General features: G+C 66.5%; 14 protein-coding genes and 3 rRNA genes. 12 read left to right on the top strand and 5 right to left on the bottom strand.

Annotated elements, in window-relative coordinates; translation table 11 throughout:
- Positions 1–108: 108 nt before the first annotated feature.
- Positions 109–1,299: a lipid-transfer protein gene (locus STRCI_RS07140; RefSeq protein ID WP_269658003.1), complete on the bottom strand. Its 1,191-nt coding sequence runs from the start codon at positions 1,297–1,299 to the stop codon at positions 109–111.
- Positions 1,300–1,303: 4 nt separating this feature from the next.
- Positions 1,304–1,726: a Zn-ribbon domain-containing OB-fold protein gene (locus tag STRCI_RS07135; protein WP_269664502.1), complete on the bottom strand. Its 423-nt coding sequence runs from the start codon at positions 1,724–1,726 to the stop codon at positions 1,304–1,306.
- A 169-nt stretch (positions 1,727–1,895) separates the two neighbouring features.
- On the opposite strand from STRCI_RS07135, the gene STRCI_RS07130 reads away from it, so the two are divergent.
- Complete coding sequence (locus tag STRCI_RS07130) at positions 1,896–2,432, top strand: NUDIX domain-containing protein (RefSeq protein ID WP_269658002.1); 537 nt, start codon at positions 1,896–1,898, stop codon at positions 2,430–2,432.
- A 2-nt stretch (positions 2,433–2,434) separates the two neighbouring features.
- Here STRCI_RS07130 and STRCI_RS07125 read toward each other — a convergent pair whose 3' ends face one another.
- Positions 2,435–4,801 (bottom strand): glycoside hydrolase family 31 protein, encoded by a 2,367-nt coding sequence (locus STRCI_RS07125; protein WP_269658001.1) that lies wholly within the window; start codon positions 4,799–4,801, stop codon positions 2,435–2,437.
- 212 nt (positions 4,802–5,013) lie between these two features.
- On the opposite strand from STRCI_RS07125, the gene STRCI_RS07120 reads away from it, so the two are divergent.
- Together STRCI_RS07120 and STRCI_RS07115 are read left to right on the top strand one after the other, a co-directional pair.
- A complete protein-coding gene (locus STRCI_RS07120; protein WP_269658000.1) occupies positions 5,014–6,981 on the top strand; it encodes an acetoacetate--CoA ligase in 1,968 nt (655 codons plus the stop codon).
- A gap of 129 nt (positions 6,982–7,110) precedes the next feature.
- Positions 7,111–8,001 (top strand): hypothetical protein, encoded by an 891-nt coding sequence (locus STRCI_RS07115; RefSeq protein WP_269657999.1) that lies wholly within the window; start codon positions 7,111–7,113, stop codon positions 7,999–8,001.
- A 69-nt stretch (positions 8,002–8,070) separates the two neighbouring features.
- Here the strand turns inward: STRCI_RS07115 and ptsP are convergent, their stop codons facing one another.
- Entirely contained in the window at positions 8,071–9,741 is a 1,671-nt protein-coding gene (gene ptsP, locus STRCI_RS07110) for a phosphoenolpyruvate--protein phosphotransferase (protein ID WP_269657998.1), read from the bottom strand.
- Between the two features lie 79 nt (positions 9,742–9,820).
- Positions 9,821–10,270, bottom strand: coding sequence for a PTS sugar transporter subunit IIA (locus tag STRCI_RS07105; RefSeq protein ID WP_269657997.1), 450 nt, complete (start codon positions 10,268–10,270; stop codon positions 9,821–9,823).
- 552 nt (positions 10,271–10,822) lie between these two features.
- Between STRCI_RS07105 and STRCI_RS07100 the strand changes: the two genes are divergently transcribed.
- The 9 genes from STRCI_RS07100 (at position 10,823) to STRCI_RS07060 (ending at position 22,530) form a co-directional block, all read left to right on the top strand.
- A 16S ribosomal RNA gene (locus STRCI_RS07100) occupies positions 10,823–12,348 on the top strand.
- Positions 12,349–12,661: 313 nt separating this feature from the next.
- Positions 12,662–15,788: ribosomal RNA gene (locus STRCI_RS07095) — 23S ribosomal RNA — on the top strand.
- A 90-nt stretch (positions 15,789–15,878) separates the two neighbouring features.
- Positions 15,879–15,995 (top strand): 5S ribosomal RNA (gene rrf, locus STRCI_RS07090).
- Together the 16S, 23S and 5S rRNA genes form the textbook arrangement of a ribosomal RNA operon.
- A gap of 110 nt (positions 15,996–16,105) precedes the next feature.
- Positions 16,106–16,714 carry a cardiolipin synthase ClsA gene (pgsA, locus tag STRCI_RS07085; RefSeq protein WP_269657996.1) on the top strand — a complete coding sequence of 203 codons (609 nt, stop codon included), beginning with the start codon at positions 16,106–16,108 and terminating at the stop codon, positions 16,712–16,714.
- A gap of 115 nt (positions 16,715–16,829) precedes the next feature.
- Positions 16,830–19,325, top strand: a complete 2,496-nt coding sequence (locus tag STRCI_RS07080; protein WP_269657995.1) for a mannose-1-phosphate guanyltransferase — start codon at positions 16,830–16,832, stop codon at positions 19,323–19,325.
- 107 nt (positions 19,326–19,432) lie between these two features.
- Positions 19,433–20,335, top strand: coding sequence for a DUF881 domain-containing protein (locus STRCI_RS07075; RefSeq protein WP_269657994.1), 903 nt, complete (start codon positions 19,433–19,435; stop codon positions 20,333–20,335).
- Positions 20,332–20,664: a small basic family protein gene (locus STRCI_RS07070; protein WP_003988855.1), complete on the top strand. Its 333-nt coding sequence runs from the start codon at positions 20,332–20,334 to the stop codon at positions 20,662–20,664. Before STRCI_RS07075 ends, STRCI_RS07070 begins: the two co-directional genes overlap by 4 nt.
- Positions 20,665–20,669: 5 nt before the next feature.
- On the top strand, positions 20,670–21,509 hold the full coding sequence (locus STRCI_RS07065) for a DUF881 domain-containing protein (RefSeq protein WP_269657993.1): 840 nt from the start codon (positions 20,670–20,672) through the stop codon (positions 21,507–21,509).
- A 61-nt stretch (positions 21,510–21,570) separates the two neighbouring features.
- On the top strand, positions 21,571–22,530 hold the full coding sequence (locus STRCI_RS07060; protein ID WP_269657992.1) for an FHA domain-containing protein: 960 nt from the start codon (positions 21,571–21,573) through the stop codon (positions 22,528–22,530).
- Positions 22,531–22,543 lie beyond the last annotated feature (13 nt).

Raw genomic sequence — 22,543 nt, 5'->3', positions numbered from 1 at the left:
GCGCTCCCCGCGCGCGCCCGAGCCCAGTTCATGAGACGTTCACGCAGGATTCCGGGATGGTCACAGAGCGTGGAAAGCCCGTCCACGCGCCCCTCTCCGACGGCCTCCTCACCGCACCGTGACCACAGCTGAGCCGTGCCCGAACAGTCCTTGGTTCGTCGATATGCCCACGCGCGCGCCCGCGATCTGCCGATCGCCCGCGGTGCCCCTCAACTGCCATGTCAGTTCGCATACCTGGGCGATGGCCTGTGCGGGCACGGCCTCGCCGAAGGAGGCGAGCCCGCCGCTGGCGTTCACGGGTATGCGCCCGCCTGGGCCGGTCGCGCCCTCCCGCAGCAGTTTCGCGCCCTCGCCCTCGGCGCACAGCCCCAGATCCTCGTACCACTGCAACTCCAGTGCGGTGGAAAGGTCGTAGACCTCCGCCAGGGAGAGATCCTCGGGTCCGATACCGGCCTCCCCGTACGCGGCGCGGGCGATCGACGCCCGGAACGTCTCCGCGGCGGGCTCCACCGCGACCGCCGAGTCCGTCGCGATGTCCGGCAGGTCGAGCACCGTGCTGGGGTAGCGCGGGGTCACCGTGGACACCGCGCGGATCCGCACCGGCTCCGCCATGCCGTGTCGCCGAGCGAAATCCATGCTGGACAGCACCAGCGCCGCGCCGCCGTCGGAGGTCGCGCAGATGTCCAGCAGCCGCAGCGGATCGGCGACCACCGCGGAGGCGGCCACCTCCTCGGCGGTGACCCGCTTGCGATAGCGCGCGTACGGATTCAGCGCCCCCATGGCCGAGTTCTTCACTTTGACCTGAGCGAAGTCCTCGGCAGTGTCCCCGTGCAGCGCCATGCGCCGCCGCGCGTACAAGCCGAAGTACGTCGGATTGGTGGCCCCGAGGACCCGGAAGCGCAGCCAGTCCGGATCGTCCGGCCGATCCCCTCCCGCCGGCCGGAAGAAGCCCTTCGGAGCGGCGTCGGCCCCCACCACGAGCACCGTGTCCGCGAGCCCCGCGAGGATCTGCGCCCGCGCGGCGCCGATGGCCTGGGCACCGGACGCGCACGCCGCGTACACGCTGCTGACCCGGGCCCCCTGCCAGCCGAGCGCCTTGGCGAACGTCGCCCCGGCCACATAGCCCGGATAGCCGCCCCGCACGGTGTCCGCGCCGACGATCGACCCCACGTCGCGCCAGTCCAGCTCCGCGTCCGCGAGCGCCGCGCGCGCGGCCGCCGCGCCGTACTCGACGAAGCCGCGCCCCCACTTGCCCCAGGGGTGCAGACCCACGCCGAGCACCGCCACCTCGTCCGTCATGCCGTCATCGCCCCCTCGTCGGCCGCCACTGCCAGGTCGTCCGGACCGTCTCCGCGTCCTCATGGAGAACTCCCGGCACGACCTCCACCTCCATGCCCACCGCCAGATCACGCACGGTGACTCCGGGAACCGCCTGCCCGAGCACCACCAGGCGCTCTGCCTCCAATTCCACAGCGATCAACGTGTACGGCTCCCACGGAAGTTCCGGATCGGTCACATAGGGTGACGGTGGCCGATATTGACTGTCCGTGTACGACCAGATCCGGCCCCGTCGGGAGAGTGGAACCTCCTCCAGGTCGCCACCCGGGCACCCCGGGTTCCGGCAATGCGCGTCCTCACGCGGGAAGAACACCGAGGCGCATGCCGAGCAGCGCGTACCGAGAAGCCGGAACTCGTCCCCGTCGCCGGAGAACCATCCGGCGATCACGGGCTTACGTGTGCGTGACAAGAACCCTCCCCGGAACCAGATCTGACGGAACGTCAGAAGTGTGGCACGGGCCTCCGCGAAAGGACACCGTCCCCCGTCGCTCCGTGCCCCGGCATGCACGGGCCACCCCCGGAAGACGTCGTTCACGTGATCGGATACAGTCCGCCGCGTGTCCGAAACTCAACACTCCAGCCCCAACTCCGTGCCCGACTCCCACTGTTCGAGCTGCGGAGCGCCCTTCGGGGAGGGCGTGACCGGCTGGCCCCGCACCTGCCCGGTCTGCGGCGCGATCGCCTACCGCAACCCGCTGCCGGTCGCCATCGCGCTCCAGCCCGTGTACGACACCCAGGGCACCGCCCTGGTCGTCATCACGCGAACCATCCCTCCCGCGCGTGGGGGCATCGCACTGCCCGGCGGATACATCGACGACCGCGAGGACTGGCGACAGGCCGTCGTCCGCGAACTCAAGGAAGAGACCGGCATCGACGCCGCCACCCGGGACGTACGGCTGATCGACGCGATGAGCGCGCCCGACAGCCACCTGCTGCTGTTCGGGCTCCTCCCGGAGCGGCCGGCCGACCAGCTCCCGCCGTCCGCCGGGACGGACGAGACGGAGGGCTGGCACCTCCTGCGCCGCCCCGAGGAACTCGCCTTCCCCCTGCACACCGTGGCCGTACGGGCCTGGTTCGAGGGCCGCTACATCTGAGCTCAGGCCCCCGCGATCCCTCGTACACGCACCGGGTAGGGCGGCTCGCCGACACCGTCCTCACCCTCACGCCCCACGACCACCCGCCGGCCCTCCCAGCGGGCGACGTAACGCTCGACCTCCGGTTCGTCCCAACCGTCGCCCGCGTCCGGCACGACCAGCCCGCCCCCGGTCCGCCCCCGCGCGGGCGCCCACACCTCCAGCTCCAGATCGCCCTCCGCCCCACGCACGGGCAGGACGGAACCCGCACGCGCCAGCACCGGAATCCGGGAGAGCGGCGCGTCCACCAGCACCTGGCCCGGACCCTCGTACACCTGCCCCGTCACCGTGTCGTACCACCGGCCCCGCGGCAGCTGCACGGCCCGCCGGTCCGCACCGGGATCGAGCACCGGCGCGACCAGCAGACAGTCACCCAGCAAAAAGGCGTCCTCGCAGTCGCGCAGCGCCCGGTCCTCGGGCGCGCCCCACCAGAGCGGCCGCACATAAGGCGCCCCGGTACGCCGAGCCAGATGCGCCAGCGTCAGGAAGTACGGCACCAACCGCCGGCGCTCCACCAGCGCCACGCGCGCGTGCTCCAGCACCTCCGGACCGAACTCCCAGGGCTCCCTGCGCCCCGCGCGCAGACTCGCGTGGGTCCGGAACAGCGGCAGATACGAGCCCAGTTGGAACCACCGCAGATACAGCTCAGGAGACGGGCTCCCGTCGAATCCCCCCACGTCCGGCCCCGAGTACGGCACCCCGCACAGACCCAGCCCCAGCACCAGCGACAGCGAGGCCCGCAGCCCCGGCCACCCCGTCGCCACATCACCCGACCACGCCCCGCCGTAGCGCTGGAGACCCACCCATCCCGAGCGGGAGAAGACGAAGGGCCGCTCCTGGGGCGCCAGTTCGCGCAGACCCTCATAGCCCGCCCTGGCCATGCACAGCGCGTAGACGTTGTGCGCCTCCCGATGATCGCCGCCCCGCCCCTCCAGGGCATGCCGGGCGGAACGCGGCAACGTCGACTCCCCGAACGCGGCGAACGACGTGGGCTCGTTCATGTCGTGCCAGAAGCCCGCGAACCCCTGCGCCAACCGCTCCTCGTACAGACCGCCCCACCACTCGCGCACGCGCGCGTCCGTGAAGTCCGGGAACACCGCTTCCCCGGGCCAGACCACGCCCTCCACCAAGCGGCCGGACGCGTCCCGCACGAACGCGTCCACCGCCGACCCGCTGTCGTACACCGAGTTGCCCGGATCGGCCTTCACCGCCGGGTCGACGATCGACACCAGCCGGACACCGTCCCGCCGCAGCTCATCGGCGAGTTGCGGCAGCTTGGGAAAGCGATCCTGGTCGACGGTGAAGACCTGGTGACCGTCGTAGTGGTCGATGTCCAGATGCACCGCGTCCAGCGGCAACCCGCGCTCCACATAACCCGACACGATCCGCCGCACTTCCTGCTCACCGCCGAAGCCCCACCGCGCGTGGTGATGGCCGAGCGCCCACGCGGGCGGCAGCGCGGGAGCCCCCGTCAGCGAAGCCCAGGCGAGCAGCACCCGCGCGGGGGTGCCGACCATCACCCAGCACCGCAGCGGCCCCCCCTCCATCCGCACCTCGCACGTCCCCGCGCGGTCGTGACCGGAACCGGCCCCCTCCTCGCCCTCCCGCAGCGTCACCGTGCCGTCCCAGGAGGTGTCGTGGAACACCAGATGGGTCGCCGCGTCGGCCACAACCATCTGCACCGGCATGGTGATGTACAGCGGATCGTCGCCCGGCCCGAAGGCATGACCGGGGTCGGTGTTCCACAGGCGGTACGTGCCGTCCCGCAGCCGCGGCCCCGAAGCCCGTCCACCGAGCCCGAAGAAGCGCGCGTCCGCGGCCACCTCCGAGCGCTGCATCCAGCGCGCCCGACCCCCGTCGACCGGCTCCCACCATCGGGGCGGCAGATCACGGCGCAGCGTGACACCGCCCGGCGTGAGCACCTCGACGGCACCGTGCCGCGAGACCACGACCGTCGCCCGTTCGGCCACCACCCGCCAGCCGCCGTCCTTGTCCGGTTCCAGCACCACCCGCGGATCCGGCTCCGGACAACGACCGGCCAGCGCGTACGACGGCTCGGCCTCCGCCCCGTCCCAGCCCCAGAACACGGCACCGTTCACGGCCACCGTGATCCGCAGCGTCGTCCGGCTGAACCGCAGGATCCCACCGCCGGGACCGGGCTCCACCGCCTGCACGGGACCGGGCACGCGAGCGCGTTCGGCCCCCCTGGGCGGCAGCCCGGCCGCGTCCGCGCGCCGCCTGCGCCATGCCGCCCGCACAGTACGCAACCCCTGGGCCGCCCCCGCAGAACCGACCACCATCACCGAACGCACCAGGTCACGACCGTCCATGCTGCTCAGCCTGCCACTGACCGGCCCACATAGGAGTGCCGTTCAACTGCCGTTCACCCGTGGTGGGACCACATCTTCACGACGCGGACTATGTGCGGGGCGCCCTGGTGCGGGAGTCGATCACATGGCATCGTCCGTGTCAGCCGCGTCACGCGCACACCCAGCCCGTGCGCGGACGACGCACACGAAGCGCACAGTCCGGGAGCCGCCCCATGTCGACCCTGAACCCCGAGCCGCTCTGGCAGCCGGATCAGGCACGCATCACCCACGCACAGGTCACGAAATTCCAGGCCTGGGCGGCAGAGCGCCACGGAGCACCGGCCGAGGGGGGCTATCCGGCACTGCACCGCTGGTCCGTCGACGAGCTGGACACCTTCTGGCAGGCCGTCACCGAGTGGTTCGACGTACGGTTCTCGACGCCCTACGCGCGCGTGCTCGGCAGCCGCGGCATGCCCGGCGCCGAGTGGTTCCCCGGGGCGACCCTGAACTACGCCGAGCACGCCCTGCGCGCCGCCGAGACCCGCGCCGCCGAACCCGCCCTCCTCCACGTCGACGAGACCCACGAGCCGACCCCGGTGACCTGGTCCGAGCTGCGCCGCCAGGTCGGCTCCCTCGCCGCCGAACTGCGTACCCTCGGCGTACGCCCCGGCGACCGCGTCAGCGGCTACCTCCCGAACATCCCCCAGGCCGTCGTCGCCCTCCTCGCCACGGCGGCCGTGGGCGGAGTGTGGACCTCCTGTGCCCCCGACTTCGGCGCCCGCAGCGTCCTCGACCGCTTCCAGCAGGTCGAACCGGTCGTCCTGTTCACCGTCGACGGCTACCGCTACGGCGGCAAGGAACACGACCGCCGCGACACCGTCGCCGAACTCCGCCGCGAGCTGCCCACCCTGCGCGCCGTCGTCCACATCCCCGTCCTCGGCACCGAGGCACCCGACGGCGCCCTGGAATGGTCGGCCCTCACCGGCGCCGACACCGAGCCCGTCTTCGAGCAGGTGCCCTTCGACCACCCCCTGTGGGTGCTCTACTCCTCCGGCACCACCGGCCTGCCCAAGGCGATCGTCCAGTCCCAGGGCGGCATCCTCGTCGAACACCTCAAGCAGCTCGGCCTGCACTGCGACCTCGGCCCCGAGGACACCTTCTTCTGGTACACCTCGACCGGCTGGATGATGTGGAACTTCCTCGTCTCCGGCCTCCTCACCGGCACCACGATCGTCCTGTACGACGGAAGCCCCGGCTACCCGGACACCGGCGCCCAGTGGCGCGTCGCCGAACGCACCGGCGCCACCCTCTACGGCACCTCCGCCGCGTACGCCATGGCCTGCCGCAAGGCGGACGTGCACCCCGGACGCGACTTCGACCTCTCGAAGGTGCGATGCGTCGCCACCACCGGCTCCCCGCTGCCGCCCGACGGATTCCGCTGGCTGCACGACGAAGTCCGCGAGGACCTCTGGATCGCCTCCGTCAGCGGCGGCACCGACGTCTGCTCCTGCTTCGCCGGAGCCGTACCGACCCTGCCGGTGCACATCGGAGAGCTCCAGGCCGCCGGCCTCGGCACCGACCTCCAGTCCTGGGACCCGAGCGGCAAGCCCCTCATCGACGAGGTCGGCGAACTCGTGGTCACCAACCCCATGCCCTCGATGCCGATCCACTTCTGGAACGACCCCGACGGCAGCCGCTACCACGACAGCTACTTCGACACCTACCCCGGCGTCTGGCGCCACGGAGACTGGATCACCATCACCGCACGCGGCTCCGTCGTCATCCACGGCCGCTCCGACTCGACCCTCAACCGCCAAGGCGTGCGGATGGGCTCCGCCGACATCTACGAAGCCGTCGAGCGACTCCCCGAGATCAAGGAATCCCTCGTCATCGGCATCGAACAGCCCGATGGCGGCTACTGGATGCCGCTCTTCGTCCACCTGGCGCCCGGAGCGGTACTCGACGAGGCCCTGCTGAACCGCATCAAGCAGACCATCCGCGAACACCTCTCCCCGCGTCACGTCCCCGACGAGGTCATCGAGGTACCGGGCATCCCGCACACCCTCACCGGCAAGCGCATCGAGGTACCCGTCAAGCGCCTCCTCCAGGGCACCCCCCTCGACAAGGCCGTCAACCCGGGCTCCATCGACGACCTCGACCTGCTGCACTTCTACGAGGACCTCGCTCGCAAGCGCGCCTGACCGAACCTCGCCCGACCCCGCACCTGGCCTCGGACTGCCCAGCACAACGGCAAAGTCCGAGGCCAGACGCATTGTCAGTGCCCTCGGTTACTGTGAGTGAGCATTGATCGACCATGCGCAGGGGGAAACATGACGCACACAGACCACCAGACCATGCGACGCGTCCTGCGCCGCGAAATCGCCGGCACCATCGGCCTGCTCACCGACGAGCACGACTTCCGCGCCATGCGGCGCTATCGCAGCTTCGCCTTCGACGACCACACGATCTACCTCCAACAGGTCGAGGCACTCCTCAAAACACGAGCCTCACGAGGCAGCCACACCACAGTGGCCCTCTTCGACCCGCTGGAGTACGCCGAGTTCTGCGCGGACACCGGCCTCGACCCGGACATCCCCTCCAGTCGCACCCGCTTCACCGCCGAGCTCGCCGCCACAGGCCCCAGCCTCCCGTACGACGGCCAGCCACTGGCCGACCTCGTCCCGGACCTCATCGACGAAGCCGTCCGCCAGGCCACCTGGGAGTACGCCGCCACCCTCCTCACCCGCCTCGGCGCCTGCGCCACCTGCGGTGAGGACATCGGCCGCGCCGCCTTCGCCCGAGCCTCGTCCCTGCTCGTCCGCATCCTCGACACCGCCGGACCAGGCCACCGACATCTCGTGTGCAGCGTCTCCAGCACACCGGAAGCACTGGTCTCCGTCCTCCACGCCGACGACGACGCCAAGGGCAGCACAGAACTCGACGAAGCCGAAGCCCTCGAATTCACCACCGTCCTCGCCCTCGGAATCGCCACCCAGAGCACCGGCGGCCTCGTCATGCGCACCAGCACACCCGGTACCGCCGACACCATCTATGGCTGGCGCCTACGCGGAGACGGCCTCGAACCCCTCACCGCCGGCGAGGTCTTCGACGCCTACTGCACCGACATCGAATCCGGCGACCTCATCTCCCCGGAGTCCAACGTCGACTACACCGTCCCGCCGGACCTCGGAGAAACAGGGGGACGAGGACACACGCACTGAGCACGCAAGGGGCGCCCCACCCGAAGGTGGAGCGCCCCTCAAGACCAGGCGAGAACCGCCCCGGACTTCCTACTCGCCGGACAGCACGGCCTGTGCCGCACCGCGCGCTTCCTCGGCGCTGTCGGCAGCCCGAGCGGCCGCCGCGGCACGCTCGCACTGGGCCAGCGTGTACTTGGCGAGGGTCGCCCGCACATAAGGAATCGATGCCGAGCCCATGGAAAGAGAGGTGACACCCAGACCGGTCAGCACACACGCGAGCAGCGGGTCGGACGCGGCCTCACCGCAGACACCACAGCTCTTGCCCTCCGCCTTCGCCGCCTCGGCGGACAGCGCCACCAGGTCCAGCAGCGCAGGCTGCCACGGGTCCTGAAGGCGGGACACCGCACCCACCTGACGGTCGGCGGCGAAGGTGTACTGCGCGAGGTCATTGGTGCCCAGCGACAGAAACTCGACCTCCTGAAGGATCGAGCGCGCCCGCAGCGCCGCCGACGGGATCTCCACCATCGCGCCGAACTTCGCCTGAAGCCCGGCCGCACGGCAGGCGTCCGCGAACGCCTTGGCGTCGGCCCGGTCGGCCACCATCGGGGCCATAACCTCGAGGTACACCGGCAGGCCCTCGACCGCCTTGGCGAGCGCCGTCAGCTGCGTGCGCAGCACCTCCGGGTGGTCGAGCAGCGTCCGCAGCCCGCGCACACCCAGAGCCGGGTTCGGCTCGTCGGCCGGAGTGAGGAACTCCAGCGGTTTGTCCGCACCCGCGTCCAGCACGCGCACGACGACACGACCCTCGGGGAAGGCCTCGAGCACCTGCCGGTAGGCCTCGACCTGCTTCTCCTCCGACGGCGCCTTCTTGCTGTCGTCGAGGAAGAGGAACTCGGTACGGAACAGACCGACACCCTCGGCACCGGCCTCGACCGCGGCCGGCACGTCCGACGGGCCACCGACGTTGGCCAGCAGCGGCACCTTGTGGCCGTCAGCCGTGGCGCCCGGACCGGTCGAGGCGGCCAGCGCGGCCTTGCGCTCGGCGGCAGCGGCCTCCAGCTGTCCCTTCTTCTCTTCGCTCGGGTTCACGAAGATCTCGCCGGTGCTGCCATCGACGGCGATCATCGTCCCCTCGGCGAGCTCACCGGCTCCGGGCAGCGCCACCACGGCCGGAACACCGAGAGCCCGCGCCAGGATCGCGCTGTGGCTGGTCGGCCCGCCCTCTTCGGTGACGAACCCGAGCACCAGGGTCGGGTCCAGCAGCGCCGTGTCGGCCGGCGCGAGATCACGGGCGACCAGGACATAGGGCTCGTCGCTGTCCGGGACACCCGGCATCGGAACCCCGAGCAAACGGGCGACGATACGATTCCGCACGTCGTCCAGGTCGGCCACCCGACCGGCCAGATACTCACCGGCGTTCGCCAGCAGCTCGCGGTACGCGGCGAAAGCGTCGTACACCGCGCGCTCGGCCGTGCTGCCGACGGCGATACGGCGCTCCACGTCCGCCATCAACTCGGGGTCCTGCGCCATCATCGCCTGGGCCTCGAGCACCGCCTGGGCTTCGCCCCCCGCCAGATTGCCGCGCGCAATCAGGTCGGCTGCCACAGCCTCCACGGCCTTGCGGGCGCGCCCCTGTTCACGCCCTGCCTCTTCCGCCGGGATCTGCTTGGCCGGCGGCTCCAGGACCGCCGTTCCCATGTGCCGAACCTCGCCGATCGCCACACCGTGGCTCACGCCGACGCCTCGCAGCGTTGTCTCCATCTCACCCGTCTCCGTTAGTGCGGCGGGTCCCGCCGCCGCGATGGTTGTCCCTATATGCCGTCGCTGGACGGCGCTGACGTCACTTCCAGAGGAAGAGACTGTCGCCCGCCTTCACATCGCCCTCGTCACGGAGATCGGCAAGGGCCTCGGCGGTGGCCTCCAGCGCGACGATCGGGCACACCGGGGACTTTCCGGCGGCCTCGACGGCGGCCGGGTTCCAGCGCACGATGCTCTGACCACGGGTCACGGTGTCGCCCTTGCTCACGAGCAGCTCGAAGCCCTCGCCGTTGAGCTGCACGGTGTCGATGCCCAGGTGGGTGAGAACGCCGTGGCCCTGCTCGTCCACAACTACGAACGCGTGCGGGTGGAGGGAAACGATGACTCCGTCCACGGGGGAGACGGCCTCGGAGGGCTCACGGGCGGGGTCGATCGCTGTACCCGGGCCGACCATGGCCCCGGAGAAGACCGGATCCGGCACTGCCGCCAGTCCGATGGCGCGTCCTGCGAGCGGGGACGTCACGGTGGTCATGGGAAGCCTCCCAGGGGTGGAGATTTATATGGGCCGTCACTGCCTGTACCGGACGGCGCACTGTTCAGCAGGGTATGTCATAGGAAGTACCGGTTCTGCGTGGGTGAGCCGTTCGGTGGTCTAGACCATAACCCCAAACGATTTGCACGCGCTCCGCGGCCCCGTGTACAGTCGTACTCCTGCTTACGGCTGAGTGACGCGAACCAAGCGTCTTTGCCTGGCAGCACCCAACTTGTCAGATCCTATCTCGGGGTCACCTTCTGCATGCCTGCAGGACGGTGGTCAGGGAGTCGGAAAAACCCTGATAGAGTTTGGAAACACCGAAGGGAAGCCCGGAGGAAAGCCCGAGAGGGTGAGTACAAAGGAAGCGACCGTTCCTTGAGAACTCAACAGCGTGCCAAAAATCAACGCCAGATATGTTGATACCCCGTCTCCGGTCATCATGATCGGGACGAGGTTCCTTTGAAATAACACAGCGAGGACGCTGTGAACGGTCGGATTATTCCTCCGACTGTTCCGCTCTCGTGGTGTCGTCCCGATTACGGGAAAACATTCACGGAGAGTTTGATCCTGGCTCAGGACGAACGCTGGCGGCGTGCTTAACACATGCAAGTCGAACGATGAAGCCCTTCGGGGTGGATTAGTGGCGAACGGGTGAGTAACACGTGGGCAATCTGCCCTTCACTCTGGGACAAGCCCTGGAAACGGGGTCTAATACCGGATATCACTCTCGCAGGCATCTGTGAGGGTCGAAAGCTCCGGCGGTGAAGGATGAGCCCGCGGCCTATCAGCTTGTTGGTGAGGTAATGGCTCACCAAGGCGACGACGGGTAGCCGGCCTGAGAGGGCGACCGGCCACACTGGGACTGAGACACGGCCCAGACTCCTACGGGAGGCAGCAGTGGGGAATATTGCACAATGGGCGAAAGCCTGATGCAGCGACGCCGCGTGAGGGATGACGGCCTTCGGGTTGTAAACCTCTTTCAGCAGGGAAGAAGCGAAAGTGACGGTACCTGCAGAAGAAGCGCCGGCTAACTACGTGCCAGCAGCCGCGGTAATACGTAGGGCGCAAGCGTTGTCCGGAATTATTGGGCGTAAAGAGCTCGTAGGCGGCTTGTCACGTCGGGTGTGAAAGCTCGGGGCTTAACCCCGAGTCTGCATTCGATACGGGCTAGCTAGAGTGTGGTAGGGGAGATCGGAATTCCTGGTGTAGCGGTGAAATGCGCAGATATCAGGAGGAACACCGGTGGCGAAGGCGGATCTCTGGGCCATTACTGACGCTGAGGAGCGAAAGCGTGGGGAGCGAACAGGATTAGATACCCTGGTAGTCCACGCCGTAAACGGTGGGAACTAGGTGTTGGCGACATTCCACGTCGTCGGTGCCGCAGCTAACGCATTAAGTTCCCCGCCTGGGGAGTACGGCCGCAAGGCTAAAACTCAAAGGAATTGACGGGGGCCCGCACAAGCAGCGGAGCATGTGGCTTAATTCGACGCAACGCGAAGAACCTTACCAAGGCTTGACATACACCGGAAACGTCCAGAGATGGGCGCCCCCTTGTGGTCGGTGTACAGGTGGTGCATGGCTGTCGTCAGCTCGTGTCGTGAGATGTTGGGTTAAGTCCCGCAACGAGCGCAACCCTTGTTCTGTGTTGCCAGCATGCCCTTCGGGGTGATGGGGACTCACAGGAGACCGCCGGGGTCAACTCGGAGGAAGGTGGGGACGACGTCAAGTCATCATGCCCCTTATGTCTTGGGCTGCACACGTGCTACAATGGCCGATACAATGAGCTGCGATACCGCAAGGTGGAGCGAATCTCAAAAAGTCGGTCTCAGTTCGGATTGGGGTCTGCAACTCGACCCCATGAAGTTGGAGTTGCTAGTAATCGCAGATCAGCATTGCTGCGGTGAATACGTTCCCGGGCCTTGTACACACCGCCCGTCACGTCACGAAAGTCGGTAACACCCGAAGCCGGTGGCCCAACCCCTTGTGGGAGGGAGCTGTCGAAGGTGGGACTGGCGATTGGGACGAAGTCGTAACAAGGTAGCCGTACCGGAAGGTGCGGCTGGATCACCTCCTTTCTAAGGAGCACTTCTTACCGAGCTTGCTCGGTCAGAGGCCAGTACATCGGCGAATGTCCGGTGCTGGTTGCTCATGGGTGGAACGTTGATTATTCGGCACACTTGACCGTCTTCTCCTTCCAGTACTGCTCTTCGGAGCGTGGAACGTTGAGGGAAGCGGGGAGTGTGCCGGGCACGCTGTTGGGTGTCTGAGGGCACGGCCGTAAAGGTCTGTCTTCGGATGCCGGCCCCAGTGCACTCGGACCGTTAAGGGTTCGGGGTGATGGGTGGCTGGTCGTTGTTTGAGAACTGCACAGTGGACGCGAGCATCTGTGGCCAAGTTTTTAAGGGCGCACGGTGGATGCCTTGGCACCAGGAACCGATGAAGGACGTGGGAGGCCACGATAGTCCCCGGGGAGTCGTCAACCAGGCTTTGATCCGGGGGTTTCCGAATGGGGAAACCCGGCAGTCGTCATGGGCTGTCACCCGCTGCTGAACACATAGGCAGTGTGGAGGGAACGCGGGGAAGTGAAACATCTCAGTACCCGCAGGAAGAGAAAACAACCGTGATTCCGGGAGTAGTGGCGAGCGAAACTGGATGAGGCCAAACCTACGACGTGTGAGACCCGGCAGGGGTTGCGTCGTGGGGGTTGTGGGATCTCTCTTTCACAGTCTGCCGGCTGTGAGGCGAGTCAGAAACCGTTGATGTAGGCGAAGGACATGCGAAAGGTCCGGCGTAGAGGGTAAGACCCCCGTAGTCGAAACGTCAGCGGCTTGCTTGAGAGACACCCAAGTAGCACGGGGCCCGAGAAATCCCGTGTGAATCTGGCGGGACCACCCGCTAAGCCTAAATATTCCCTGGTGACCGATAGCGGATAGTACCGTGAGGGAATGGTGAAAAGTACCGCGGGAGCGGAGTGAAATAGTACCTGAAACCGTGTGCCTACAAGCCGTGGGAGCGTCGGACGGAGAGCTTGCTCTTCGTCTCGTGACTGCGTGCCTTTTGAAGAATGAGCCTGCGAGTTTGCGGTGTGTTGCGAGGTTAACCCGTGTGGGGAAGCCGTAGCGAAAGCGAGTCCGAATAGGGCGACATAGTAGCGCGCTCAAGACCCGAAGCGGAGTGATCTAGCCATGGGCAGGTTGAAGCGGAGGTAAGACTTCGTGGAGGACCGAACCCACCAGGGTTGAAAACCTGGGGGATGACCTGTGGTTAGGGGTGAAAGGCCAATCAAACTCCGTGATAGCTGGTTCTCCCCGAAATGCATTTAGGTGCAGCGTCGTGTGTTTCTTGCCGGAGGTAGAGCACTGGATAGGCGATGGGCCCTACCGGGTTACTGACCTTAGCCAAACTCCGAATGCCGGTAAGTGAGAGCGCGGCAGTGAGACTGTGGGGGATAAGCTCCATGGTCGAGAGGGAAACAGCCCAGAGCATCGACTAAGGCCCCTAAGCGTACGCTAAGTGGGAAAGGATGTGGAGTCGCAGAGACAACCAGGAGGTTGGCTTAGAAGCAGCCACCCTTGAAAGAGTGCGTAATAGCTCACTGGTCTAGTGATTCCGCGCCGACAATGTAGCGGGGCTCAAGCGTACCGCCGAAGTCGTGTCATTGCGATATGTACCCCCAACGGGGATCGTGATGGGTAGGGGAGCGTCGTGTGCCGGGTGAAGCAGCCGCGGAAGCGAGTTGTGGACGGTTCACGAGTGAGAATGCAGGCATGAGTAGCGATACAAACGTGAGAAACGTTTGCGCCGATTGACTAAGGGTTCCTGGGTCAAGCTGATCTGCCCAGGGTAAGTCGGGACCTAAGGCGAGGCCGACAGGCGTAGTCGATGGATAACCGGTTGATATTCCGGTACCCGCTGTGAAGCGTCAAACATCGAATCCAGTGATGCTAAGCCCGTGAAGCCGCCTGCCCCCAGCTTTGCTGTGGGTGGGAGTGGTGGAGCCGGTGACCCGAGCTGGTAGTAGGTGAGTGATGGGGTGACGCAGGAAGGTAGTCCATCCCGGGCGGTGGTTGTCCCGGGGTAAGGGTGTAGCCCGAGTGGTAGGCAAATCCGCCACTCATACAGGGTGAGACCTGATGCCGAGCCGATTGTGGTGAAGTGGATGATCCTATGCTGTCGAGAAAAGCCTCTAGCGAGTTTCATGGCGGCCCGTACCCTAAACCGACTCAGGTGGTCAGGTAGAGAATACCGAGGCGTTCGGGTGAACTATGGTTAAGGAACTCGGCAAAATGCCCCCGTAACTTCGGGAGAAGGGGGGCCATGTCTGGTGAGAGGACTTGCTCCTCGAGCTGGGTGTGGCCGCAGAGACCAGCGAGAAGCGACTGTTTACTAAAAACACAGGTCCGTGCGAAGCCGTAAGGCGATGTATACGGACTGACGCCTGCCCGGTGCTGGAACGTTAAGGGGACCGGTTAGTCCGACTTCGGTCGGGCGAAGCTGAGAACTTAAGCGCCAGTAAACGGCGGTGGTAACTATAACCATCCTAAGGTAGCGAAATTCCTTGTCGGGTAAGTTCCGACCTGCACGAATGGCGTAACGACTTCTCGACTGTCTCAACCATAGGCCCGGTGAAATTGCACTACGAGTAAAGATGCTCGTTTCGCGCAGCAGGACGGAAAGACCCCGGGACCTTTACTACAGTTTGATATTGGTGTTCGGTTCGGCTTGTGTAGGATAGCTGGGAGACTTTGAAACGCGGACGCCAGTTCGCGGTGAGTCGTCGTTGAAATACCAGTCTGGTCGTGCTGGATGTCTAACCTGGGTCCGTGATCCGGATCAGGGACAGTGTCTGATGGGTAGTTTAACTGGGGCGGTTGCCTCCTAAAGAGTAACGGAGGCGCCCAAAGGTTCCCTCAGCCTGGTTGGCAATCAGGTGTTGAGTGTAAGTGCACAAGGGAGCTTGACTGTGAGACCGACGGGTCGAGCAGGGACGAAAGTCGGGACTAGTGATCCGGCGGTGGCTTGTGGAAGCGCCGTCGCTCAACGGATAAAAGGTACCCCGGGGATAACAGGCTGATCTTCCCCAAGAGTCCATATCGACGGGATGGTTTGGCACCTCGATGTCGGCTCGTCGCATCCTGGGGCTGGAGTCGGTCCCAAGGGTTGGGCTGTTCGCCCATTAAAGCGGTACGCGAGCTGGGTTTAGAACGTCGTGAGACAGTTCGGTCCCTATCCGCTGCGCGCGCAGGAATATTGAGAAGGGCTGTCCCTAGTACGAGAGGACCGGGACGGACGAACCTCTGGTGTGCCAGTTGTTCTGCCAAGGGCATGGCTGGTTGGCTACGTTCGGGAGGGATAACCGCTGAAAGCATCTAAGCGGGAAGCCTGCTTCGAGATGAGTATTCCCACCCACTTGATGGGGTAAGGCTCCCAGTAGACGACTGGGTTGATAGGCCGGATCTGGAAGCCCAGTAATGGGTGGAGGTGACCGGTACTAATAGGCCGAGGGCTTGTCCTCAGTTGCTCGCGTCCACTGTGTTGGTTCTGAAACCACGAACAGCCCCACATCCCTGATGTGGTGCGGCATTGTTCGACAGTTTCATAGTGTTTCGGTGGTCATAGCGTGAGGGAAACGCCCGGTTACATTCCGAACCCGGAAGCTAAGCCTCACAGCGCCGATGGTACTGCAGGGGGGACCCTGTGGGAGAGTAGGACGCCGCCGAACTCCTTTTATAGCTCTGGCTCTTGGGCACACCGCCCAGGAGCCAGAGCTTTTTTGCGTTGAGGTAAGGTCAGGGGGCATCGTTCGCACGTTTCCCCACAGGAGGCCCCCGGGTGGAGGTCCAGGAGACCCGGGTCCAGACGGACCGGGTCCTCACCATCCCCAACATCCTCAGCATGGCTCGGCTCCTCGGTGTGCCGCTGTTCCTGTGGCTGATCCTCAGGCCGGAGTTCGGCGGACCGAAGAGCGATGGCTGGGCTCTGCTGGTACTGATGCTCAGCGGGATCAGTGACTACCTGGACGGCAAGCTCGCCCGGCGTTGGAATCAGGTCAGCAACCTCGGCCGGCTCCTGGATCCTGCTGCAGACCGGCTCTACATTCTCTCGACTTTGGTCGGACTCACCTGGCGGGAGATTCTGCCGCTCTGGTTGACTGCCGTACTTCTTGCGCGAGAACTGGTTCTGCTGGTGATGGTGGGCATCCTCAGGCGCCATGGCTATCCGCCGCCCCAGGTGAACTTCCTGGGGAAGGCGGCTACTTTCAACCTGATGTACGCCTTCCCGTTGCTCCTGCTCAGCGATGGAAGCGGGTGGCTCCCGTCACTTGCTGCTGTTTTCGGATGGGCGTTCGCCGGATGGGGTACAACGCTCTACTGGTGGGCAGGAGTCCTCTACGTGGTACAGGTCCGCCGCCTGGTCCGTGCGGACGCCATGGCCGATTGAACTCGCCCCCTCGAAGCGATCCAGCGGCTCGATGGCCCGCGGCAGAAAAGTGCGGGACAATCTGGACGGGTGAAGTCGGCTAGACCGTCGTCTCGTAGAGGAGGACGCTTCCGACATGAAGGCCGTCGTGATGGCCGGAGGCGAAGGCACACGCCTTCGCCCCATGACCTCAAGCATGCCCAAGCCGCTCCTGCCGGTGGCCAACCGGCCGATCATGGAGCACGTTCTTCGGCTGCTCAAAAGGCATGGGCTCAACGAGACCGTCGTTACTGTCCAGTTCCTGGCTTCTCTGGTCAAGAACTACTTCGGTGACGGCGAGGAGCTCGGAATGGAGCTCAGCTATGCCAACGAGGAGAAGCCACTCGGTACCGCCGGAAGCGTCAAGAACGCCGAAGAGGCGTTGAAGGACGATGCCTTCCTTGTGATCTCCGGCGATGCCCTGACCGACTTCGACCTCGGCGATCTGATCCGTTTCCACAAGGAGAAGGGTGCCCTCGTCACCGTCTGTCTGACGCGGGTGCCGAATCCCCTGGAATTCGGAATCACCATCGTCGACGAAGAGGGCAAGGTCGAGCGTTTCCTTGAGAAGCCGACCTGGGGCCAGGTTTTCTCCGACACCGTGAACACCGGTATTTACGTCATGGAGCCCGAGGTCTTCGAGTATGTCGAGGCTGATGTGCCCGTCGACTGGTCCGGTGATGTCTTCCCTCAGCTGATGAAGGAGGGCAAGCCGATCTATGGGTATGTCGCGGAGGGCTACTGGGAGGATGTCGGCACCCACGAGAGCTATGTGAAGGCGCAGGCCGACGTCCTGGAGGGCAAGGTCGACGTCGAGCTCGACGGGTTCGAGATCTCGCCGGGCGTATGGGTGGCGGAAGGTGCCGAAGTGCATCCCGATGCCGTCCTTCGCGGTCCCCTCTACATCGGGGACTACGCCAAGGTCGAGGCCGGTGTCGAAATCCGGGAGCACACCGTCGTCGGCTCCAACGTCGTCGTGAAGAGCGGGGCCTTTCTGCACAGGGCCGTCGTGCACGACAACGTGTATGTCGGGCAGCACAGCAATCTCCGTGGCTGTGTCGTCGGCAAGAACACCGACATCATGCGCTCGGCCCGGATCGAGGACGGCGCCGTCATCGGCGACGAGTGCCTGATCGGGGAAGAATCGATCATTCAGGGCAATGTGCGGGTCTACCCGTTCAAGATCATCGAGGCCGGTGCATTCGTCAACACCTCGGTGATCTGGGAGTCCAGGGGCCAGGCGCAGCTCTTCGGCGCCCGAGGGGTCTCGGGAATCCTGAACGTGGAGATCACGCCCGAGCTGGCCGTGCGGCTGGCCGGCGCCTATGCGACCACTCTCAAGAAGGGTGCGACCGTCACCACGGCCCGTGACCACTCCCGTGGTGCTCGGGCGCTGAAGCGCGCGGTCATCTCCGCTCTTCAGGCGAGCGCCATCGACGTACGGGACCTGGAGAACGTACCGCTGCCCGTGGCGCGGCAGCAGACCGCGCGCGGTAGCGCCGGCGGGATCATGATCAGGACCACGCCGGGAGTGCCGGACTCCGTGGACATCATGTTCTTCGACGGGCAGGGTGCCGACCTGTCGCAGGGCAGTCAGCGGAAGCTGGACCGGGTGTTCGCGCGGCAGGAGTACCGGCGGGCGTTCCCGGGGGAGATCGGGGACCTGCACTTCCCGGCGAGCGTCTTCGACTCGTACACGGGATCGCTGCTGCGCAACGTGGACACGACGGGGATAGCCGATTCCGGGCTCAAGGTCGTGGTGGACGCGTCCAACGGCAGTGCGGGACTCGTGCTCCCCAGTCTGCTGGGCAAGCTCGGTGTGGACTCGCTGACCATCAACCCCGGTCTCGACGAGTCGCGGCCGACGGAGACCGCGGACACCCGCCGTTCGGGGCTGGTGCGGCTGGGCGAGATCGTCGCCTCCGCGCGGGCCGCGTTCGGGGTGCGGTTCGACCCTGTGGGCGAGCGGCTGTCCCTGGTCGACGAGAAGGGACGCATTGTCGAGGACGACCGGGCCCTGCTCGTCATGCTCGACCTGGTGGCCGCGGAGCGGCGCAGCGGTCGGGTGGCGCTGCCGGTGACGACCACCAGGATCGCCGAGCAGGTGGCGGCGTACCACGGGACGCAGGTGGAGTGGACAACCACGTCGCCCGACGATTTGACCCGGGTGGGACGGGACGAGGCCACGATCTTCGGCGGCGACGGCAAGGCCGGGTTCATCGTCCCGGAGTTCAGCAGCGTCTTCGACGGTACGGCGGCCTTCGTACGGCTGATCGGGCTGGTGGCGCGTACCCAGCTCACCCTCAGCCAGATCGACGCCCGGATCCCGCGGGCGCATGTCCTCAAGCGGGACCTGGCGACTCCGTGGGCCGTCAAGGGGCTCGTCATGCGACGGGTCGTCGAGGCCGCCGGAGACCGGTTCGTGGACACCACGGACGGGGTGCGGGTCGTGGAGACCGACGGGCGCTGGGTGATGGTGCTGCCGGACCCGGCGGAAGCGGTCACCCACCTGTGGGCGGAGGGCCCGGACGACGCCTCCGCGCAGGCCCTGCTCGATGAGTGGTCGGCCGTGGTGGACAGCGCCGGCCGCTGAATCAGGCTGTACGCGCGCGTGCCGGACAAGTGTCCCCAAGGGGGCCTGTCCGGCACGCCGGAGGGGCCATTCGGAGGTACTGGGCGCGACGTGCGACGATGTGCGGCATGCCGCAGCAGCCCCCCGTTCGGAGCACTCCTACGCGCCCCCCGCGTCCGGACGCTTCCATGTCGCTGCTCAACAACGTCATGGATCACAGCCTCGATGACGGGTACGCGGAGGCGGCTGCTCGGAAGCAGGCGGCGGACGGTGGTCTGCCTAAGACGCTACGGGCGAAGCTCGGGCTCGCGGCCGGTCTGGTGCTGGCGGCCCTGGTCGTCACCGTGGGGGCGGCGCAGGCTCGGGTCGCGGCTCCTGTGGTGGCGAAGGAACGCGAGGAGCTGATCGACCGGATCGATCAGGAGACGGAGGCCGCCGACAAGCTCGAGGACAGCGTCGACAAGCTGCGGGACGACGTGAGCGCGCGCCGGCGCGAGGCGCTCAAGGAGAGCGGTGGCGGCGAGCAGGCCGGGCTGGTGGACATTCTCGCCGGGGCTGTCGAGGTGTACGGGCCTGGCGTGAAACTGGTCGTGAACGACGCCAAGGAATCCAGCGGGGGCGGGGACGGGGACCCGCGTGAGACGTCCGGCTTCTCGGACACGGGGCGGGTCCGCGACCGGGACATGCAGCGCGTGGTCAACGGGCTGTGGGAGTCGGGGGCCGAGGCCATCTCCATCAACGGGCAGCGGCTGACGGCGCTGTCGGCGATCAGGGCCGCGGGTGACGCGATACTGGTCGACAACAAGCCGCTGGTGCCGCCGTACACGGTGCTCGCGGTGGGGGACGGGGAGCGGCTGAGCCGCAGGTTCCAGGACAGCGCCGACGGGCTGTATCTGCACGCCTTGCAGGAGAACTTCGGCATCCGGACCGCCATCTCCGTGGAGGAGGAGCTCCGGCTGCCGGCAGCACCCAGTGTGACCGTACGAACAGCACAGCCGAACACCGAGAAAACCGAGAAGGGCACATCGTGATCGCCGTACTGGGCCTCGTCGTGGGAGTCGTGGCCGGCCTGTTGGTCCGGCCTGAGGTTCCGGCGGTCGTCGAGCCTTATCTGCCGATCGCCGTCGTGGCGGCGCTGGACGCCGTCTTCGGTGGTCTGCGGGCCATGCTCGACGGCATCTTCGACGACAAGGTCTTCGTGGTGTCGTTCCTGTCCAATGTGGTCGTAGCCGCGCTGATCGTGTTCCTCGGCGACAAGTTGGGCGTGGGGGCCCAGCTGTCCACTGGTGTCGTCGTGGTCCTCGGTATCCGGATCTTCTCGAACGCCGCGGCGATCCGCCGGCACGTGTTCCGGGCGTGAGGCCGATGAGCAACCAGGACGAGACGCCCGGGACCGAGAACAGACTGCGCAAGGAGCTGCCCGACGAGGTGCCGTCCGCGGCTTCCGGGGCGGCGCCGGAGGCCCCGGAGCCCCGGTCCGGGCTGACCGGTCGGCAGCGCCTGGCCAAGGGGCTGTGGCCGCCGCGTGTCACGCGGGCCCAACTGATCGTCGCGCTGCTGCTGTTCGGCCTCGGGTTCGGCCTGGCCGTGCAGGTCGCCTCCAACAGCGACGGGGACGACGCCCTGCGCGGAGCGCGTCAGGAAGATCTTGTCCGCATCCTCGATGAACTGGACGACCGCACACAGCGTCTTGAGGACGAGAAGCAGGGACTCGAAAAGCAGCGGGACGAGCTGGAGAACAGCTCGAACCAGGCCGAGGAGGCTCGTCGGCAGACGGTCGAGAAGGAGCGGCAACTCGGCATTCTGGCGGGCACGGTGGCAGCCCAGGGGCCCGGCATCACGGTGACCATCGACGACACGAAGGGGACGGTCGAGGCGGACATGCTGCTGGACGCCATCCAGGAACTTCGTGCGGCCGGCGCGGAGGCGATCCAGGTGAACGGGGTACGCGTGGTGGCGGGTACGTATCTGACGGATTCGGAGAACTCCGTGAGCGTCGACGGGAACAAGATCAACGCGCCCTATCGTTTCAAGGTCATCGGCAAGCCGCAGGACCTCGAACCGGCTCTGAACATCCCTGGAGGCGTGGTGCAGACTCTGGAGAAGGAGCAGGCCACCGTGACGGTCGAGCGGTCGGACAAGATCGTTGTGGACGCCTTGCGGGCCGCGGAGCGGCCTGACTACGCTCGGTCGTCCTCGCGGTGAATCGGGGGTGCATGGGGGACGTCCGGCGAGGGCATGAGGTTGCGGGGGGTCGGCGCACCGAATGGGTGGTGCGTGGTGGAAACTGTCTGGTGGATACGGACGTTGTGAGGATGTCCGGGTCGGCCGGAGTGTGCAGTCAGGGTTCGTCCTGCCCCACGGGCGGGTCTGTTTCAGTCAAGGGGAATCGCCCGTGAAGTTGTTTGCGAAGTTGTTCGGCAAGAGCGCGCGAGAGGGCAACGACAACGCCACCGCCCGTCATCGCGCCCAGCCTGACGCAGAGGGTCAGCGGCCGTTGTTCCGGGACCAGGTGGGCGGTCCGGGCGGCGACATTTCCGGAGGTCAGGGCGCGCCGTCGGTTGACCCTGCCCAGGCCGGAGGCATAGGTTTCGGGCAACCGTCAGCCTCAAGTACGGGCGGAGGGTTCGCCGCCGACCCGTACGCGTCCAATGCCCCGGCGGGGCAGCCGCGGCAGGAGGATCCGTCCATGTCGGCCCTGGTGTGCACGAGGTGCGGTAACCGCAACGCGGAGAACAGTCGCTTCTGTTCCAACTGCGGTGCTCCGCTGCGGGCGGGTGCGGTTCCCGAGCGTCCGTCCGAGACCACGTCCACGATCTCCATCTCCGGTCTTGAGGCCTACGACGCCGAGGTCACCGGTCAGACGCAGGTCCCGGCGCTGTCTCCCGAGGCGCAGGCCGCTGTCGACGCGCTGCCGCTCGGTTCCGCGCTCCTGGTGGTGCGCCGTGGGCCGAACTCGGGCAGCCGCTTCCTGCTGGACGGCGACCTGACCACCGCCGGCCGTCACCCGCAGAGCGACATCTTCCTGGACGACGTCACCGTCTCGCGCCGGCACGTGGAGTTCCGCCGCGGCCAGGACGGCTCGTTCACGGTCGCCGACGTGGGCAGCCTGAACGGCACGTACGTCAACCGCGAGCGGATCGACCAGGTCGCTCTGTCGAACGGTGACGAGGTGCAGATCGGCAAGTACCGGCTGGTCTTCTACGCGAGCCAGCGAGGCTACTGACCCTCCCCCGGAG

This window comes from Streptomyces cinnabarinus, assembly GCF_027270315.1.
In the GTDB taxonomy this organism is placed as follows: Bacteria; Actinomycetota; Actinomycetes; order Streptomycetales; family Streptomycetaceae; genus Streptomyces; species Streptomyces cinnabarinus.
The sequence above is the reverse complement of the archived record's forward strand: the minus strand, read 5'-3'. Positions and strand labels throughout refer to the sequence as shown.

Coding starts and splice junctions, on each gene's coding strand:
- ptsP (WP_269657998.1), bottom strand. CDS start 9,741: ATGGAGACAACGCTGCGAGGCGTCGGCGTGAGCCACGGTGTGGCGATC.
- STRCI_RS07125 (WP_269658001.1), bottom strand. CDS start 4,801: ATGGACGGTCGTGACCTGGTGCGTTCGGTGATGGTGGTCGGTTCTGCG.
- STRCI_RS07075 (WP_269657994.1), top strand. CDS start 19,433: ATGCCGCAGCAGCCCCCCGTTCGGAGCACTCCTACGCGCCCCCCGCGT.
- STRCI_RS07115 (WP_269657999.1), top strand. CDS start 7,111: ATGACGCACACAGACCACCAGACCATGCGACGCGTCCTGCGCCGCGAA.
- STRCI_RS07140 (WP_269658003.1), bottom strand. CDS start 1,299: ATGACGGACGAGGTGGCGGTGCTCGGCGTGGGTCTGCACCCCTGGGGC.
- STRCI_RS07080 (WP_269657995.1), top strand. CDS start 16,830: ATGAAGGCCGTCGTGATGGCCGGAGGCGAAGGCACACGCCTTCGCCCC.
- STRCI_RS07105 (WP_269657997.1), bottom strand. CDS start 10,270: ATGACCACCGTGACGTCCCCGCTCGCAGGACGCGCCATCGGACTGGCG.
- STRCI_RS07065 (WP_269657993.1), top strand. CDS start 20,670: ATGAGCAACCAGGACGAGACGCCCGGGACCGAGAACAGACTGCGCAAG.
- STRCI_RS07120 (WP_269658000.1), top strand. CDS start 5,014: ATGTCGACCCTGAACCCCGAGCCGCTCTGGCAGCCGGATCAGGCACGC.
- STRCI_RS07060 (WP_269657992.1), top strand. CDS start 21,571: ATGGGTGGTGCGTGGTGGAAACTGTCTGGTGGATACGGACGTTGTGAG.